We start from the raw sequence: 17,507 nt of genomic DNA, 5'->3' as shown, positions 1-17,507 counted from the left end.
GCTACTGAACAAAATGTTCAGTAGCCTGTTTTTTAATTAGGTCTTTTAATCATTTTTAACTCTTTTAAATCGTAACGGAAATTACGATCACCTAAGAAAACAACAGTTGTAATTATGGCATTAATACCAAAAATAATTATTCCTTGTAACACAAAATCCCCAGCTGTTTTAATTTCAAAAGCATAATTTTTCATAACTAAATATGAACTTCCAGCTGCTAATACCACATAAACTACATAGCGTAAATAATCATGTAAATAAGCTTGTATCTGCTGCGCAAAACAGCGTTGGTACACTAAAATTGGTTTATAAATATAAGTAATTAACAAATCAGAAACAACCGTTCCGATTAAGACACCTATTAAACCAATTTTTTGTACCAAAATTAACGAAATAATAAAATTCAATCCACCTTCTAAAATTGGTAAATGAATATCATCAAAAAATCCACCTGTTTCTTTAAAAATATCTAAACAACCTCGATAAATTTTCATTCCATAATTCAAACAAAGTAATAATACTAAACCTTTGACATGTAATTGTTTATTGATCCACAAATTCATAAAAGGTTGAATTAAATAATAAGTTGGCACAATTACCAAAACTGTAAAATACAAATAAATAATATTTAACTGTTGAAATTTCTGATAAACTTCTTGTTTGCTGGACACAGCATTCAAACTACCGATGTTCGAGCGCGCAATATCTGCAACTGATCCTACCACTTTTAACCATAAACCTAATACCATTAAATAGCTCGAATATAATCCCACCACACTTAAAGAAATAAATGTTGAAATCAGAATAATATCAGTATTAACTGACAACACAAATGATAATTTATGAATGAAAATATTTTTGATATCTTTAATAATCGTCCGATCAAGCTGATATTTAGCTTGTGGTTGTAATTTAGGTTCATATTCTTTTTGATAATAAATACGAAATATTAATAAATTAACTACCGTATTAATTAAACCTAACACTAATATTAAAAAGAATGATTTAAAAATAATAATAATAGCTATTTTGATTATTTGAAAGATAATTTGCGTAGATCCTTGCACAATCTTCACAAAATTATATTTTTGATCTGCATTATATAAAATTAAATAAATCACTACTAAATATGACATTAAAGTATTAATAATATACATTAACCAATACAACACTACTTCCGGAGAAAACGCATAACCTTTCATAAAAAACGGTAAAAGAAATGTACACAAAACTCCCGCAACGAAAATAAACAGCATCACTTTCTTATAAATTTGTTTCATTGTATAAATAACTTCATTAATTCGTTGATAATCTTTTTCCATTAATGGTTTATACAAAGCATAGGTTGATGCTGTCGACAAGCCCATTTCTGCCAAGTTTAAATAGCCTAATAACTGTTTAAATAAATTATCTAAGCCTAATTTGGGTAAACCAATATAACTAATAAAATAGCGATTCGTAATAAAAGATAACAAACCACCTAAAATTAAAATAACATTACTTATAATAATTCCCGTAATAACCTTTTTACGCACCGCTATCCCTCCTTATTGATTTTTTCGTTTAAAATTCAATTTAAACCCAGTTTGTTTATTATAGAAATAATAATAATTAACAGTCCACAGCTGTATAATCAGCTGATATTTCAAACGTGTTCTAACTGATAAAACATCACCTTTTTCACGTAATACCTGCTTAAATTCTTGTTTTAACTCTTGTAATTGTTTGTAATCACCTATAAATAATAACGCTTTACGCCTTTCTAACATCCGAACAAAATAATTAGGAATAATATAGGGATTTTCTAATTGGTGTTGTTGAAAAAACTCCATAATTTCTCGTTGACTTTCAACTATCTGCCGACTAACTTCAGGAGAATTCACTAAAGAATTTGGGGTATTGCGATAATAATATAAAACTTTATTCACAAATACAATCCGCTGAGCAGCATACATATGTTTATAAGTAGTGCGCATATCTTCTGGTAATTTCCCAGTAGGATATGGAGCTTGTAACAAAACTTCTTTGCGAAACATTTTAGAATGAACATTATACAAGTCCAAACCAGCGAGATATTGATTACTTGTGTAATAATATAAAACTTCCCGACTCGTTGCTACTTTTTCAAAATATGGTATCTTCGGAATAATAATTTGATCTTGAAATGTCACTGCATAACACATCACAATATCAGCTTCATGCCGTAACATATTATCTAACATCGTCTCAACATAATCGGCAGCAATTAAATCATCACAATCAATCCACGTTAAATACTCTGCCGTCGCATGAGCCACGCCTACATTCCTAGCTTCCGCCAAACCTAAATTCTTTTGATGAACCACTTTAATCCGTTCGTCTTGTTTTTGATACTCATCAATAAGCTGCGCTGTGCGATCCGTTGAACCATCATCGATTATCACAATTTCTAAATCTTGATGTGTTTGCTGAAAGATTGAATTCAAACATCCCTTCAGATATGCTTCACCATTATATACTGGCAAAATAATACTAACTAACATACTTTCTCCCTATTGAAACTTAATTATTGTCTAAAATTTCATTCATTTCTTTTTGAATTTCATGTAAACTTTTTTCATTAACTTGGACCATATATAACCGACTATTAGGCATTGCATAAGATGGTAAATTCATAGTTCCTGTCCCTTGAAGCGCTGTTGTTTCTACTTGTAGTTTAGGATGATTTTCGATTTGATAGTTAATCCATTTCATCGCTTGTTTCAAACTAATATTGGTCTGAATATACGGTGAAATTTGCGCAAAAATTTGATCAGCTTTTAAAAGATTATCTGATTGAGATAATTTTTCGATTAAAGCACGAATCACTTTTTCTTGATTCTGTGCCCGATCACGATCACCATTTTCTAAAGCATAACGTTCCCGTACAAAAGGCAAAGCTGACTCACTAGTCAAATGAATATTGCCTTTTTTGAAATGAATTTTAGAATGTAAGGAAACAAATTCTTGATTATTATAAACATCAACGCCACCAACTAAAGCAATTAATTTAGTGAATGATTCAAAATTAAATTTCACAAAATAATTAATCTTTTGTTGATAAAGATTTTCCAGTGTATGCATTGAAGCTTGAACACCATAAATTCCTGCGTGAGTTAATTTATCATATTGATTTTGACCACCATCTGCGATTTTGACATAAGCATCTCGTGGTGTAGAAGTTAATAAAATTTTCCCAGTTTGTAAGTTAGTAGTCATTAAGATATTCACATCAGAACGAGAAACTGTAGATATCGGTCCATATGTATCCAATCCACTAATATAGACATTAAACTTGGGACTATTAACAGTTTTCAACACCTTTTTAACATGATCGACGACATCGGCTTTAAAAATAACACGATATTTATTATCTTTGACTGGAGTATCTTTTAATAAAGCTTGTGACTTACTCGTTAAGACAATCCCCGCCGCATCTTTATGGTCTAATTTGTGATATAAATCAACTTGTCCTTTTTGATATTGTAATGTTAATTTATTTTTACCAGTTAATACTTTGTTGATATCTTGCCGATCGCTATTTAATGCTTGAACTTTTTTATCTTTTAAATCACTTATTTTATAATATGAACTACTTTTTAAAACAATTACTTTCACCACATTGACGCTTTTTTGACCATCATTTTGCATTTTTTCAAATGTTGTCACAACATTATGCATTTTATATAAGCCTAAACCGGCCATGCCAGTAATACCAATGATAATTAGCAATAAACCAAAATTGTTTTTACTTTTAGCATTAATAAACCACAATAAAACTACTAATATAACCGAAACAACACTAACAATCACATTAGCATGATGAAAAGCTAACATTTGATTTTTATAAATTAAATAATTTAATCCAATTAAAATAATCCCTAAAATAACAATACTAATATAAATAATATTTTTAATAACTTTATTTCCCATTCGATCCTCCTAATTTGTTTTTTGTTTTTAATTCTGTGAATAAACTTTTCCACATGGGCATAACTTTTTCCGGGTCAAATCTTTGACTGTTAATTTGTGCTTGTTGTCCCAGCTTATACCTTAAATCTTGATCGACCATTAATTTCGCTAAACAATTGGCGAATTCTTGTTGCTGACCAAAAGGAACTAAATAACCATCTACTTGATCAGTAATCATTTCTCGTGGCCCCGTTAAACAATCATACGCTACGACCGGCAAACCGCTCGCCATCGCTTCTAAAATCACTAATGGAAAGCCTTCATACCGTGACGGTAAAACATAAATACTCCCAGATTCATACACTGATGACGGATTTTTCACCACACCTTTTAACAAGAAGCTATCACTAATTCCAGCAGCGTTAATCTGTTGTTGTAAAGCTGCGTGTTCACGACCACTACCATATATTTCCAAAGTCCAATCCGGAAAATATGGAACTAACGATTTCCAAATCGGTATTAATAAGTCATAACCTTTTTGTTGCGTTAAACGACCTAATGAAATTACTTTTTTTGCAGAATAATTATTTTTTTCTCTAATTGGTAAAGGTAATGGATTAGGTATTACACACATATTAGGTAGATTCCAATTAGGTAAATCAGCTTGTGTTAAAATCACAACCTTTTGATACTTCCTCAAAGCTCGTAGCTGCATCCAATTAGAAAATTTTGAATATTGAAATGACATTTTAGCACAATGAATCTCACGTACAACAGGACAGGATAAACTTGGTAACCAAGAATCAAAATAACTTCCTACTGTAATCACTATATCGTAATCTTCTTGTTTAACGAACTTTTTCAAACGGGCAAAAGCTGGAAGTTTTTGGATTTGACGCAATAAGCTATTTTTTGACCAAGTTAATTTCATATTTTTAAATTTGATGGAACTAAGATCATAATTATCAAAAAAGATTTCATTACTTTGATTTTCCGATAAAATAGTTACCTCATAACCATATTCTTGTGTTAAATACAGCGCTTTTTGCAATAAAACTCGCTCCACGCCACCTAACTGCGATATATCATAAATCACATACAATAACTTCATAAATTTCGCCTATTCTTTCTTAATTTTAACGCTGAATTTTTTCATTTACCCACCAAAATACAGATTTTAAATACCAACTTAAATGTAACTTGATTTTTCGTTTCAATGCTAATTTATGCACAATTTCCTGATAATATCTTTGACTCAAGTCTTTTGTTTGGTGTTTTAATTTTTGATATTCTGTAACGTAATTATTTTTTTGTAATTGATACAAAATCTCTGCTAATTTCACCAAATATTGATACTTAATTTCAGTGGTATCAATATTAGCTTGTGTTAAAATCTGGATCTTTTCATGATAAATCGCTAAAATATCTAATCTTCGTAAAGAGAAACCACTTTGCATAATACTTTTAGAATGAATTCGATAATAATATCCCACAGCTGGGGTATAAACCACCTTATCAACTGTTAAATATAATTTATACAGTAACTCTTCATCTTCATGCCAAATACCTTTTTTAAACCGTGCCGTTTGAAAGACTTCTCGCCGATATAATTTATTCCACGCCACAATAAACACAATACAATCCATTAATTTGTTATTATTTTGAGCCAAAATAGCTTCTTTTGGTGTTAAGACTAACTCCTGATTAACATGATTCACAATTGATTGCATTGTTTGATTTTCAACTAAATAATTCGGTGCCACTACAATATCTGCCTGATGTCGCTGGGCAGCTTGATATAATTTTTCAACATAATCTTTTGCTACATAATCATCAGAATCAATAAACGTTAAATATTCACCTTGGGCTTTATCAATCCCCGTATTACGCGCACTAGAAAGTCCCGCATTAGCTTGCTGATAATAATGAATGCGTGGATCTTTTTTAGCATAAGCTCGACAGATTGCTCCCGAAGAATCTGGAGAACCATCATTAATTACAATAATTTCTAGATTAGTATATGTTTGATTAAGCACACTTATTAAGCACTCATCTAAATACTGTTCAACTTTATACACAGGTATAATGACACTAATCAATGGTTTCTTTGGCATTACTTGCACTTGAATTCTCCTTCATCGTTTTAATAGTAACTTATGTTTGAATCGTCACTGCTCACCTTAACTTCTTACTTATGATACCGAATTTGTTTCAAAATGATCGCTGCTGGCATTAACAACCAATCCCTCAAATCGGCTTCGCTCAGCGCCGAACCATCTTTCTGCACTAAATTAAACGCTATTTTATTCAAACGAACTTTGATTAATTCTAAAAATCGTTGCGGACCTTTTAAATTTTGTTGCACATATTTTTGACGATCTTGAAATAATAACCGCGTGTTGTGCGGATTATTTTTTTGCATTGTAAATAAATTACTTGTTAAACCATCCGCTAAATACTTATAACGATAAACTTCCGTAGCACACGGTTTAAAGGTCCCTTTGTTAATCAAGGCATTATAGAATAGCTCTTCACTACAAAACGTTTCACCTTCTGTAGTCGGAAAACGAAAATCACCAATATATTGATTTTTAAGAACGATACAAGTTTCAATTTTCAAACCATATTTGAATCGAATATCCATAATATTAACGGCCTGCACTTTATTTGGTAACCATTTTGTCGGCTCTCCTGCTATAGTTTTAGGATAAACTAATCCGATTTGTTGCGGGATTTGTTGCAAATCTTCATAAAAGGTAGCCACCGCATTTGGTAATAACTCATCATCACTATCTACTACCAGATGTACTTCATCGACTGGCATGTGTTGGAAAGCTTGATTATAAGCAATCGCTTTTCCTTGATTTGGCTGATAATAATATTCAATATCTAATAAGCTATTCTTTTGTAAATCTTTTAAATATTCAGCTGTTCCATCAGTTGATCCATCATCGATTACTAACCAAGTGAAATCTTGACATGTTTGTTTTTCCAGCGAAGCTACTAAATTTGGCAATTCTTGACGACGATTATAAGTTGGTGTCACAATAATCATCTGGCAGCCCTCCTGTTTTCGAACGCAACATCTTCATGATAAAAATATTTCGCCATATAAAATAATGTTAAATTCAAAAGTGTATTCGGTAAGTAACTTTCTAAAAACATAGCAACTGATAAGATAATAAAAATAATACATAATACAATATTTTGTTGTCGTTCGACTTCACGCGCAACACGATAATATCCGTATAAAAAAACCACCGTAATAATTAAGCCGTACATCGTTAAAATCATCGAATAACTATTATCAAAATTCAAATGAACATCCTGAAAATTCCGCCCAAATAAAGGAATGCGATAATAAAATTGCAACATACTATAATAAACTCGCCCTGTTAAAAGTTGATTCAGATGTTGAACAAAATTCGTTGGCCAAAAAACAGTACAAATCAACAATGTAAATGCCATTAAAATAAATTGAATATATACAGCTAATTTAAAAAGCACTTTCTGGATACATCGTACCTTACTTAACAACGTGATAATTAATAATAAATTAACACAATAAAATCCCGTTCTGGAATATGAAAATTGATATAACCCATAATTCAAAGCAAATAATATTCCCATTCCCCAAATATTAATTTTTTGATATGTAAAATAAATAATTAAAATAATTAATCCCAAAAATAAAGTATGTAATAAATTAGGGTGATCATACCCTAACGCCGACCGAAGAATCATTTTATTATTACGCCAAAACATAATACTGCGCGCATCAATTAAACCAATCCATGTTAATAAAATAACACTCGCCATCCCCAAAATACGCGTTATTAACATCACTTTGAACACAGCGGATAAGTCTACATTTTTCACACCTAATAAAATCACATATGTAAACAACAACGTGACTTTATGAGTAATGACAGCATTAATCACAATGATTACTCCAAAAATTAATAACCAGCTTAACTCCCGCCGCGTAAATCTTTCATGAAGCACTTTTAATAAAACAATTAGCATACCACCTCCGAAAACAACTTGATAAATGCTGCTTTCTGATGCCATGCCAATACTTTTACAAAATGAGATGCAAAAAATAAACATCAAATATAATGTTGTGTATTTATTTTTAATGTTTATTTTCCAAGTTAAATCTCTCATTTATTTGCCTCTCTTAATTTTATTTTTAAGTCGTTCATATGTCCCGTCACCTACTAGCTGATTCAATAAATGACGTAATTTAATTTTATAAGGAATTAAAGCAATATGGATTTGTCTTTTCCATTTTGTTTGACTATACCACGTTGCATCATAATGATGAATTGTATATGTTTCTGGTTGGATATTTGTTTTTTGGGTTATTAAACTATATGGACAAAAATAACTCGGTGGGTAAATCACGATATCTTGAATTTTTTGTACTTGATTAATCTTTTGTACTCCATATTTCTTTAATAGTTCAGTTGTAATTTGAACACATGTTGTCAAATCATATTTCTGATCTGTTATTTTAAATTCACGTTGTAAATAAGCTTGTTTATTTTCTTGGATAAACCAATGATGAGCTTCTGCCCCAAAACCAACACCCGTCGAAACTTCCCCTAATAATTCACAACCAAAATAACATTTATTTTGCAATAAGGGGGTTAAATCGCGTAAAACTTCCACATCTGTATCTAAATAAATTCCACCATACTGTTCAATAATATCTAACCGTGCATAATCAGACACAAACGCATATTTTCCTGCTTGATAAGCTTGACTAATATACACATTTTGATGGACATCATAATTATCTTCATTCCATAAAATAATTTCATAATCAGGACATTTTTCTTGCCAAGTGCTAAGACACTTTTCCACACTCTGTGGTAAAGGTTGACCACCAAACCAACAATAATGTATTTTCTTTGGAATCATCGGTGGCCTCCTTTCAGTTCTTAATAATTCCCATAATTACCATAACTACGATTTTTCTTAACATTGACTTTATTCAAAATAACACCTAAAAATTGACTCTGTGTATTGTTTAATTGCTCAACAGTTCGTAAAACTTCATTTTTCTTAACCATTTGTGATCCTGCTACTAATAAACTAGCATCACTTTGTTTAGCTAAAATCAAAGCATCTACTACAACGCCAATAGGAGCCGCATCGATAATAATATAATCATATTGTTCTTTGAAACTAGCTAATAATTGTTGGAATTTATGACTTTCTAATAATTCCGTAGGATTTGGTGAATAATTACCTGCCGGAATAATAGTTAAATTAGGCAATTCACTTTGATATAAAATATCATCTAATGAACTTAAACCGGATAAATAATTTGTTAATCCCAAAGCACCGTCTTCAAAATAAAACCGACTTGTTAAAGCTGATTTACGAACATCAGCATCCAAATATAAAACATTCAAACCTAGTTTCGCAAATGAAAGAGCAATATTTAAAGATACCGTACTCTTGCCTTCGCTTTGCGTATGTGATGTAACTAAAATAGTTTTCACATCTACACAACTAAATTGAATATTAGTCCGGATTTTATTGTAATATTCTTCCGTCGCAGGATTAATAACTTGCGTATTTTTTAAAATATCAACTTTATGCATATTTTTATCTACTTTCTTTTGTGTAATGGTACATACCCCAAAAATGGTACTTGTAATTCATCTTCAATATCTTCTGGTACAACAACTTTATTATTAAATAATTCTGCCAGACCGACACTGACCACCGACACTACTAAACTAATTCCTAGTGTTAATAAAGTAATTTTATGAACCTTGGGTGCAATTGGTTTTTGCGGAACTTGGGCTTTTTCTAAAACGGTAATATCATGCGTTTTAGTTATTTCCTCAATTTTGTCAATTCCTACTTCACGTACACTATTAGCCAAGTTTTTGGCTTGTTGTGGATCTTTATCTTTCACTTCGATTGTTAAAATTCGTGTGCTTGGTGGAATATTAATCTTAATTTTCTTGCGTAATTCTTGTGGTGTCAGCTTTAAATCTTTGCGATCGATTACATCTTCCAAAATATTATTCGACAAAATTATTTCTTTATAATCTTCAATCAAATAACTTCCGGCTTGTAAGTCTTGTGTTGTAACTTGTTTATTATCTGGTTGAGTTAAAATATACATTTTAGTTGTTGCTTGATAAACGGGCGTTAAAACATAAGCACTCACCAAATATGCTCCCGCTGTCATAAAAGCCGTAAAGATAATGATTGCTATTTTTTTCGCCCAAATCTGACGTAAAATTTTGCTGATATTAATTTCAACATATTCACTTTTACAATCTTTATTCATGCAATTAATCCCTTTCTAGTAATATTTTCTTTTGATTCATTTCAAATAAATCTTGTGCTCTTTGAGTTCCGTATTTTTTCTGAATTTGTTGGTAAGCTGCTTGTAAATAATTTTTACGTTGATCTAAATGATGCACATCACTCGCCACAAAATCGACTAGATCTGCTTTCAAACAAAATTGTGTCCGCTTTTTAAAAACTTTCAATGGATCATTAAACAATTTTGCTGGTAAAACACTAGCGGCATTAATTTGTATCAAACAACCTAACTCACGTAACTCAAAAAAACGTTCCTTATGTAAAGCTAAAGCATCATACCGTTCAACATGTGCTAACACAGGACGTAAACCCAATGATAAAATTTCACGAATTGCCGTATAAATTTCTTGATATGTACTTTCATAGGCAAATTCCACTAAAACAAAATTGGTTTCAGCTAACGTAAAATAATTTTTTTGCTTTAATTTTGTAAATACATCTGAAGTATAATAAATTTCATTCCCTAAATAAAGCTTTAAATCAGGATATTGCTGCTGAATAGCGTGTTTTAACACACTAAAATTTTCAGAAATTTGTGTATTAGTCGCTTCAAACATATTTTTTCTTTTATGCGGAGTTACAATAATTGTCCGCACACCTTGTTGATAACTATCAGCTATTAAAGCCATTGACTCTGCTAAATCCACAGCACCGTCATCAACTGCAAATAAAATATGGGAATGAATGTCAATCATAATTAATCCTTTCAATCTGTTCACAGATATTTTTTAATCGTTTGATTCAAATAAACTTCAGCATCTTTAATGATAAAAAATCCCTTTAAATACTCAGGGATTGGTTGTGGATAATATGCTGTTTGGTTGGAAAGTTGATATTGTGGTTCTTTTTGCAAAGCAGCTGATAATGCTAGATAAATTTGTCCAACTTCATATTTATATGGATAGTAACAATCCAGCACTTGATTATCTTGTAAATTAGCTTGTTGCATTACAAATAAAACTAAATCATCAATATCAATCATAACGCGTTGTGTTTTCTTTTGTAAGTTAATTTTTTGTTGTGTTTGTAAACTTGCTTTAAAATAATTCAACATATTAGCAGGATTTCCTGTGTGCGCAAAAACATTGCCTACTCGAAAAACCAAATAATGCTGACAAGTAGTTTGAATTAATTGTTCAACTTTTAATTTAAATTGTACATAAGCACTAGTACTTTTAGTTTGATCATAAATACTAGCAGTTGAAAAATAAAGCAATTTCTTCTCTGGATACTTTTTGATCGTTGCTTGCAACAAATCAAGTTCACGTTGATATTCTGTGAACTTAGTTTCTTTTGAATTGGATACTCCCGAAGCAAAAATCACTAAATCTTCATGCGGTGTATCATAAAAAGCATGTGCCATCATGCCATTACCAATAATCATAGCTCCTATTCTCCTTTAATCAAAAAGTTGATCGACTTCTTTTTTAAACGCCTGATTAAATTGCTGATTATTAAAGGGATAAACTGCAACGGGTGTCGCTTGATTTAAATAGTGTTCTAATTGCGAAATATCTTTTAAATATGGAATTACTAAATTATGCTGATTTAAATACTCAATAAATTCCACTTGATGATTATTGATATGCTCACCATATTCTTTTTGTCGTGGCACAACTAAGACTTGCTTTTTAAATGATAATGGTAATAAAAAGCTAGATGGCCCCCCATGCGTAATAGTTAAGCGAGCTTTTTTGATTAATGCTACCAAATCATCATACGGTATAAAGGCTTGTGCTTGACAATAACGAGGTTGATAATCACTATATCCCGTCTGCATAATAACTTCTTCTTGAATCACACCTTTACCTTTCAATTCATCGACAGCTTTTAATAATCGATTAAATTGTTGTTCATGTGTACCCACTGTTAAAAATATCATTAATAAATACTCCCCAAATTAATCGCTTTTGGATAAACTTTTTTCATCGAATCATGTTGGACAATAAAAACATCAGTAATTGGGTATACTAAGCGCCCGGTTAAAGTTTTTCGATCTGTTCGATCAAACACTTCTATAAACACCGTCTTCATTCCCAATAATTTTCCCACATAGAAAAAGGGAACTGCTACTGCAGCACCTGAAGAAATAATTAAATCAGGTTTTTCTTGCCGTAAAACACGCCAAGCAACGATCGTATTACGTAAAAGATTAACTAGATTACGATTAGTTGGAAAATAAGCTGCATACATTTTTTCATTTTTTAAAATACTGCGTGCATCTTGTTTATCAAAAGTTACCCAGAAACGTTCTTTATCTTCCCAATAAGGTTGCAATAAAACTAAATGTGCTAAATGCCCCCCACTAGAACCGACTAAAGCAACTTTAACATTTTGAGCAGTTACTGTTTTTCGCCGTTTCTTCAAACTTTTTCCTCCTTCAAATCTAATTTTTCTTTTTTAGTGACCTTCTTTACGAATAACGACTGCAATTGTTTTACATAATATTTTTACATCTAGTAAAAAACTCATGTTATTAATATAACTAACATCCATTTTAATCACATCTTCAAAATCTAAAAAACGATTTCGTCCCGTCACTTGCCAAATACCTGTAATCCCAGGTTTAATAGTTAAACGTTTAAAATATTGCAATTCATATTTTTCGTATTCCGAAACAATCGGCGGACGTGTCCCCACTAATGACATATCACCTTTTAAAACATTCCAAAATTGCGGAAGTTCATCTAAAGAATATTTCCGCATAAATCGACCAAAAGGATAGATCCGGGGATCATTTTGAATTTTAAACATGTATTCATTATTATATTGATTTTTAATTTTTAAAGCTTCCAAAGCTTGTTCTGAACCAACATGCATACTACGGAATTTATATAAATTAAAAATTTTTCCGTTTTTGCCAACTCGCTTTTGCTTAAATAAAATTGGTCCGGGTGACTGAATCTTGATAATTGGATACACCAAAATATATGTAATCATAAATAAAATCATCCCAAATAAAGAACCAACAATATCTGCACCACGTTTCATGACTTGTTTAACATAACACATCCGCACAATTCTTAATACAAGGCCATGTTATGTTCTTTTAACTTTCATTCTGCGGTTATTCCGGACTAATTCGAAAAGTTTTTGTTCGGTAGCTTGATCGATATTTTTAATTTTAATTTCTGTTTCAATCCCTAAAGCCTCAACTAATTCTAGGACTTCAGTTAAATTATCACTATCTAAACAACCATAAATCTTATCCACTTGATTGCACGCTAAATAATCACGTAATTCAGTTTTGTTATATAAAACTTTTTCTTCAAATTGATAGTCACTATCATGTTCAAAATTAAATTTAGCAATATTTTTAGTAGCTTGAGGTAATAATCCTATAAAATGATTTTTATCAACAAATGAAGGTATATATACAAATTTTTCATTAAATATTTTTGTCATCATTATCCTCCTTTCATTGTTTAGTTATTTTTGAACTTGTTCTAACCATAATCGATTTTCTTGATACCAATTAATGGTTTGTTTAATACCTTGTTCAAACGAAATTTTTGGTTGCCAGTTTAATTCCGTTGTAATTTTGTGATTATCAATCGCATACCGGCGATCATGCCCCGGACGATCAATCACATGTTCGATTAAAGACGTATTTTGTCCTAATTCTGTCAAAATCAAATGTACAATTTCTAAATTAGACTTCTCATTATTTCCGCCAATATTGTAAATTTCACCATTTTTGCCTTTAGTTAACACTGTATAGATTGCCTCACAATGATCACTGACATACAACCAATCTCTAATTTGTTGCCCATCTCCATAAATTGGTAATTGCTTTTGTTGCAAAGCATTATTAATCATTAATGGAATTAATTTTTCAGGATATTGATAAGGCCCATAATTATTAGAACAACGTGTAATATTCATTGGTAATCCATACGTTTGAAAATACGAACGAACTAATAAATCAGCCGCTGCTTTCGACGCTGAATACGGACTGTTAGGTTGTAAAGGTGTTTTCTCCGTAAAAAATCCTTCAGCTCCCAAAGAACCATACACTTCGTCTGTCGACACTTGTAAGAATTTCACATTAGGATAATATTCTTTCGAATGCGGATTTGTTGGTTCGAATTTCCAGGCTTGTTGCGCCGCCTGTAATAAAACCTCTGTACCCATCACATTCGTTTGTAAAAAGATTCCCGGATTCAAAACGCTATTATCGACATGACTTTCAGCAGCGAAATTAACTACTGTATCAATTTTATATTGCGTAAAAATTTTATTTACTAAATTTTGATCACAAATATTACCTTTCACAAAGGTGTAACGAGAATTATTCTCAATACTAGTTAAATTTTCTAAATGACCTGCGTATGTTAAAGCATCTAAATTCACAATATGATACCTTCCCTTGCGAACTAACATTTTAATGAAATTAGATCCAATAAATCCGGCGCCACCTGTAACTAAAATATTCTTCATACTATCTAACTTTCTTTTTAAAATTCATCTTGTGCCACAGTTAATAAATAGCGACCATAGTCCGTTTTACACAGTGGTTGCGCTAAATCTAATAATTCTTCGCGTGTAATATAACCTTGTTTATACGCAATTTCTTCCAAACAAGCTAAATACAAACCGGTTCTTTTTTGGATGGTATAAATGAAACTTGTAGCCTCTAACAGACCTTCACAAGTTCCAGTATCTAACCAGGCAATTCCCCGGCCTAACAACTCTACTTGTAAATCTCCTGCAGCTAAATATTGTTGATTCAAATCACTAATCTCTAATTCACCACGAGAAGATGGTTGTAAATTTTTAGCATATGTAACGACTTGATTATCATAAAAATAAATTCCTGGAATTGCATAATTTGATTTAGGGTCTTGTGGTTTTTCTTCAATAGAAATCACTTTTTTATTTTCGTCAAATTCAATCACACCAAATTCTTTAGGGTCATTGACATAGTAACCATAAATCAAGGCACCTTTTTCAATTTTGGTACCTGTTTGTAACATTTCAGTAACTTGATTACCACAAAGTAAATTATCTCCTAAAACAAGACATACAGAATCATTGCCTATAAATTTCTCGCCTAAGATAAAAGCTTCTGCAACACCTCTTGGTTCCGACTGAACACAATAACTGATATCCATCCCCAACCATGAACCATCACCAAATAGTTCCTGATAAGCGGGTAAATCTTTTTCAGTTGTGATAAGCAAAACTTCTCTAATCCCCGCCAACATTAATGTTGAAAAAGAATAATAAATCATCGGTTTATCATAAACGGGTATTAATTGTTTTGAAATAACTTTAGTGGTCGGATAAAGTCGGGTACCACTGCCACCAGCTAAAATAATTCCTTTCATAGCCAAGCCTTTCTATTTATTTTTTTATTTATATTTATCGATATTTTCGTTTGTTTAAGAGTACTATTTACATTTTAGTCGTTGTTATCATTAATAGTCAAGGAATATACATTGCATACAACCATTTATATATACATTAACTTTTTTCTTATAAAAGCGAAATTTTTAGCTAAAAAACACGGCACCCATCATAATGAGTGCCGTGTTGCAAAAGCATAATTAAATTTTAGTTTTTATACTATCAATCGTAATACTATAAATATACTTTACATTGTTTTCATATAATAAAACTTTAATATAATCATTTGAAATATCATTAAAACAGCTATAATTAAACAAGTAACACTTATATAAATATTGATACCTTGAAATAGATGTGATGCTAAAACAATCACATATGCATTAACAATATTTAGCGGGATTCCACTCTTAGTTTTAATTAACACTCTCCTCTCATCGTTCATAAATGTATAATATTTCTTCATCATTTCATCATTTTTTATTGCTATTTTTATTTTCATAATTTTAATAAATAGCAATATCATTAAACTTATATTAAATCCTATAAAAAAGCCTTCAACAGCATTAGAAATAAAATCCTCTTTTAATCCAGGAAGTATATTACCTATAAAAAATATTCTCATACCCAACATGATACAAGGTATCATCACTAGTAATAACATATAAAGTTTTATCATCTTTCCTAATTCGACTTTAATTTTAACCATCATGACACCACCTCACTGAAATCAAATACATCTTCTATTTGTAAATTAAACACTTTTGCAATTTTATATGCCAAAGGCAGCGATGCAGTATATTTACCATTTTCAATAGATATTATTGTTTGTCTTGTAGTATCGACTAAATCAGCTAAGTCCGCTTGTGTCATATTATTCAATCGCCTCAACTCTTTAATTTTATTCTTCATAATCAACCTCTAAATTCTTTTTCTACTCAATATAATACTCAAAATTAAAAAACCTATTGCAAGTCCAAATATAATCCCAATGACAAAATCACTACAAAAACTCATTTTTTCATTATATCTCATTATAATCATACCAATTACTAAAAAAAGCATTCCAAAAAACGTTATATTTTTATCTAACATTATATTTACCTCCTACCTTTCTAATCCCGCAAAAGTAAAGCTCGCTTTACTTTCATAATATAGCTATAAAACCCAAAAGTCAAGTTCACTTTACATTTCGCTATAAAAATAAAATGATTTCATAACACAGGAAGAAGCTACAAAATAAAAAATAGCACTTAAAAAATGAATAAAACGCAAAAAAGCACATAAATCTAGTTTTTAAAACTAAAATCTATGTGCTTTTACATCACTATTAGTAAAAGTTTTTACTATATATTAATAGTACTGAATATATCGCTGCTATTCAAATAAGAGATAATATGGAAACTCGAAAAAAATTAGTCGATAAATCAAAAAAAGAAAAAATAATCTTTTAAACAAATATAAATATACAATAAAAAAAGGAAGCTAATAAGTTTACACTTACTAAGCTTCCTAATTTTTTATAAAAATATATAACGCTCAAAACCTTTATTTCACTAAGTTTCTAAGCAGTAGTATTTTTGTTAATGTCTATTCCCATTCGACACCTAGCTATCAATATATGACACTATATTTTATTTTTATATACATTTTTGTTACTATTTTTATAAGTGTTATATCTATTGTTTTATAGTTTTAAAGTTTTTGGTATCAAATAGGTATCACGAAATTTTTATTCAATTCTACATAATGAAATAGGCACAGAAGAAATCCCCTCTGTGTCCATTTCCTAGTTTATCAATCTTCAGTTGCTTCTTTTTCTCGTCTGTTTAGTTCTTCTTCAAATGCTTCTAACATAACTTGTTCAATTTGAG

At 30.6% G+C, this 17,507-nt stretch carries 21 protein-coding genes; all 21 read right to left on the bottom strand.

Features of this window, described 5'->3' with window-relative positions; translation table 11 throughout:
- Window positions 1-32: 32 nt before the first annotated feature.
- Window positions 33-1,535: a lipopolysaccharide biosynthesis protein gene (locus tag G540_RS06960; RefSeq protein ID WP_051188943.1), complete on the bottom strand. Its 1,503-nt coding sequence runs from the start codon at window positions 1,533-1,535 to the stop codon at window positions 33-35.
- 12 nt (window positions 1,536-1,547) lie between these two features.
- Window positions 1,548-2,522, bottom strand: coding sequence for a glycosyltransferase family 2 protein (locus G540_RS0102965; RefSeq protein WP_027106814.1), 975 nt, complete (start codon window positions 2,520-2,522; stop codon window positions 1,548-1,550).
- 19 nt (window positions 2,523-2,541) lie between these two features.
- Window positions 2,542-3,951: an LCP family protein gene (locus tag G540_RS0102960; RefSeq protein ID WP_027106813.1), complete on the bottom strand. Its 1,410-nt coding sequence runs from the start codon at window positions 3,949-3,951 to the stop codon at window positions 2,542-2,544.
- Window positions 3,941-5,041, bottom strand: a complete 1,101-nt coding sequence (locus G540_RS0102955; protein ID WP_081653532.1) for a glycosyltransferase family 4 protein — start codon at window positions 5,039-5,041, stop codon at window positions 3,941-3,943. Before G540_RS0102955 ends, G540_RS0102960 begins: the two co-directional genes overlap by 11 nt.
- 25 nt (window positions 5,042-5,066) lie before the next feature.
- Entirely contained in the window at window positions 5,067-6,044 is a 978-nt protein-coding gene (locus tag G540_RS06955) for a glycosyltransferase family 2 protein (protein WP_235807551.1), read from the bottom strand.
- A 74-nt stretch (window positions 6,045-6,118) separates the two neighbouring features.
- Window positions 6,119-6,985, bottom strand: a complete 867-nt coding sequence (locus tag G540_RS0102945) for a glycosyltransferase family A protein (protein ID WP_027106811.1) — start codon at window positions 6,983-6,985, stop codon at window positions 6,119-6,121.
- Window positions 6,982-8,001 (bottom strand): hypothetical protein, encoded by a 1,020-nt coding sequence (locus tag G540_RS0102940; protein WP_152973841.1) that lies wholly within the window; start codon window positions 7,999-8,001, stop codon window positions 6,982-6,984. The genes G540_RS0102945 and G540_RS0102940 overlap by 4 nt, the downstream gene beginning before the upstream one ends.
- Window positions 8,002-8,097: 96 nt before the next feature.
- Window positions 8,098-8,856, bottom strand: a complete 759-nt coding sequence (locus G540_RS0102935) for a glycosyltransferase family 32 protein (RefSeq protein ID WP_027106809.1) — start codon at window positions 8,854-8,856, stop codon at window positions 8,098-8,100.
- Window positions 8,857-8,876: 20 nt separating this feature from the next.
- Window positions 8,877-9,545 carry a polysaccharide biosynthesis tyrosine autokinase gene (locus tag G540_RS0102930; protein WP_027106808.1) on the bottom strand — a complete coding sequence of 223 codons (669 nt, stop codon included), beginning with the start codon at window positions 9,543-9,545 and terminating at the stop codon, window positions 8,877-8,879.
- An 8-nt stretch (window positions 9,546-9,553) separates the two neighbouring features.
- Window positions 9,554-10,246 (bottom strand): YveK family protein, encoded by a 693-nt coding sequence (locus tag G540_RS0102925; RefSeq protein WP_027106807.1) that lies wholly within the window; start codon window positions 10,244-10,246, stop codon window positions 9,554-9,556.
- A 4-nt stretch (window positions 10,247-10,250) separates the two neighbouring features.
- Complete coding sequence (locus G540_RS0102920) at window positions 10,251-10,979, bottom strand: CpsB/CapC family capsule biosynthesis tyrosine phosphatase (protein WP_027106806.1); 729 nt, start codon at window positions 10,977-10,979, stop codon at window positions 10,251-10,253.
- Between the two features lie 20 nt (window positions 10,980-10,999).
- Entirely contained in the window at window positions 11,000-11,668 is a 669-nt protein-coding gene (locus G540_RS06950) for a Rossmann-fold NAD(P)-binding domain-containing protein (protein ID WP_051188941.1), read from the bottom strand.
- 15 nt (window positions 11,669-11,683) lie between these two features.
- The gene (locus tag G540_RS0102910; RefSeq protein ID WP_027106805.1) at window positions 11,684-12,166 is read right to left on the bottom strand and encodes a glycosyltransferase; all 483 of its coding nucleotides are present in this window, start codon (window positions 12,164-12,166) and stop codon (window positions 11,684-11,686) included.
- Complete coding sequence (gene pssD / locus G540_RS0102905; protein ID WP_027106804.1) at window positions 12,166-12,651, bottom strand: PssD/Cps14F family polysaccharide biosynthesis glycosyltransferase; 486 nt, start codon at window positions 12,649-12,651, stop codon at window positions 12,166-12,168. The genes G540_RS0102910 and pssD overlap by 1 nt, the downstream gene beginning before the upstream one ends.
- A 33-nt stretch (window positions 12,652-12,684) precedes the next feature.
- A complete protein-coding gene (locus G540_RS06945; RefSeq protein WP_051188940.1) occupies window positions 12,685-13,296 on the bottom strand; it encodes a sugar transferase in 612 nt (203 codons plus the stop codon).
- A 27-nt stretch (window positions 13,297-13,323) separates the two neighbouring features.
- Entirely contained in the window at window positions 13,324-13,689 is a 366-nt protein-coding gene (locus G540_RS07235; RefSeq protein WP_051188939.1) for a hypothetical protein, read from the bottom strand.
- Window positions 13,690-13,713: 24 nt separating this feature from the next.
- Complete coding sequence (gene rfbB, locus G540_RS0102895; RefSeq protein WP_027106803.1) at window positions 13,714-14,724, bottom strand: dTDP-glucose 4,6-dehydratase; 1,011 nt, start codon at window positions 14,722-14,724, stop codon at window positions 13,714-13,716.
- Between the two features lie 17 nt (window positions 14,725-14,741).
- Window positions 14,742-15,614 carry a glucose-1-phosphate thymidylyltransferase RfbA gene (rfbA, locus tag G540_RS0102890; RefSeq protein WP_027106802.1) on the bottom strand — a complete coding sequence of 291 codons (873 nt, stop codon included), beginning with the start codon at window positions 15,612-15,614 and terminating at the stop codon, window positions 14,742-14,744.
- Between the two features lie 266 nt (window positions 15,615-15,880).
- A complete protein-coding gene (locus tag G540_RS0102885; protein WP_027106801.1) occupies window positions 15,881-16,342 on the bottom strand; it encodes a hypothetical protein in 462 nt (153 codons plus the stop codon).
- The gene (locus G540_RS0102880; RefSeq protein WP_027106800.1) at window positions 16,342-16,545 is read right to left on the bottom strand and encodes a helix-turn-helix transcriptional regulator; all 204 of its coding nucleotides are present in this window, start codon (window positions 16,543-16,545) and stop codon (window positions 16,342-16,344) included. The genes G540_RS0102885 and G540_RS0102880 overlap by 1 nt, the downstream gene beginning before the upstream one ends.
- A gap of 9 nt (window positions 16,546-16,554) precedes the next feature.
- Window positions 16,555-16,728 carry a hypothetical protein gene (locus G540_RS07395; RefSeq protein ID WP_155885132.1) on the bottom strand — a complete coding sequence of 58 codons (174 nt, stop codon included), beginning with the start codon at window positions 16,726-16,728 and terminating at the stop codon, window positions 16,555-16,557.
- Window positions 16,729-17,507 lie beyond the last annotated feature (779 nt).

Source organism: Ligilactobacillus ceti DSM 22408 (assembly GCF_000423245.1).
Classification (GTDB): domain Bacteria; phylum Bacillota; class Bacilli; order Lactobacillales; family Lactobacillaceae; genus Ligilactobacillus; species Ligilactobacillus ceti.
Note: the sequence above shows the minus strand (reverse complement) of the source record. Positions and strands in the feature narration are given on the sequence as shown.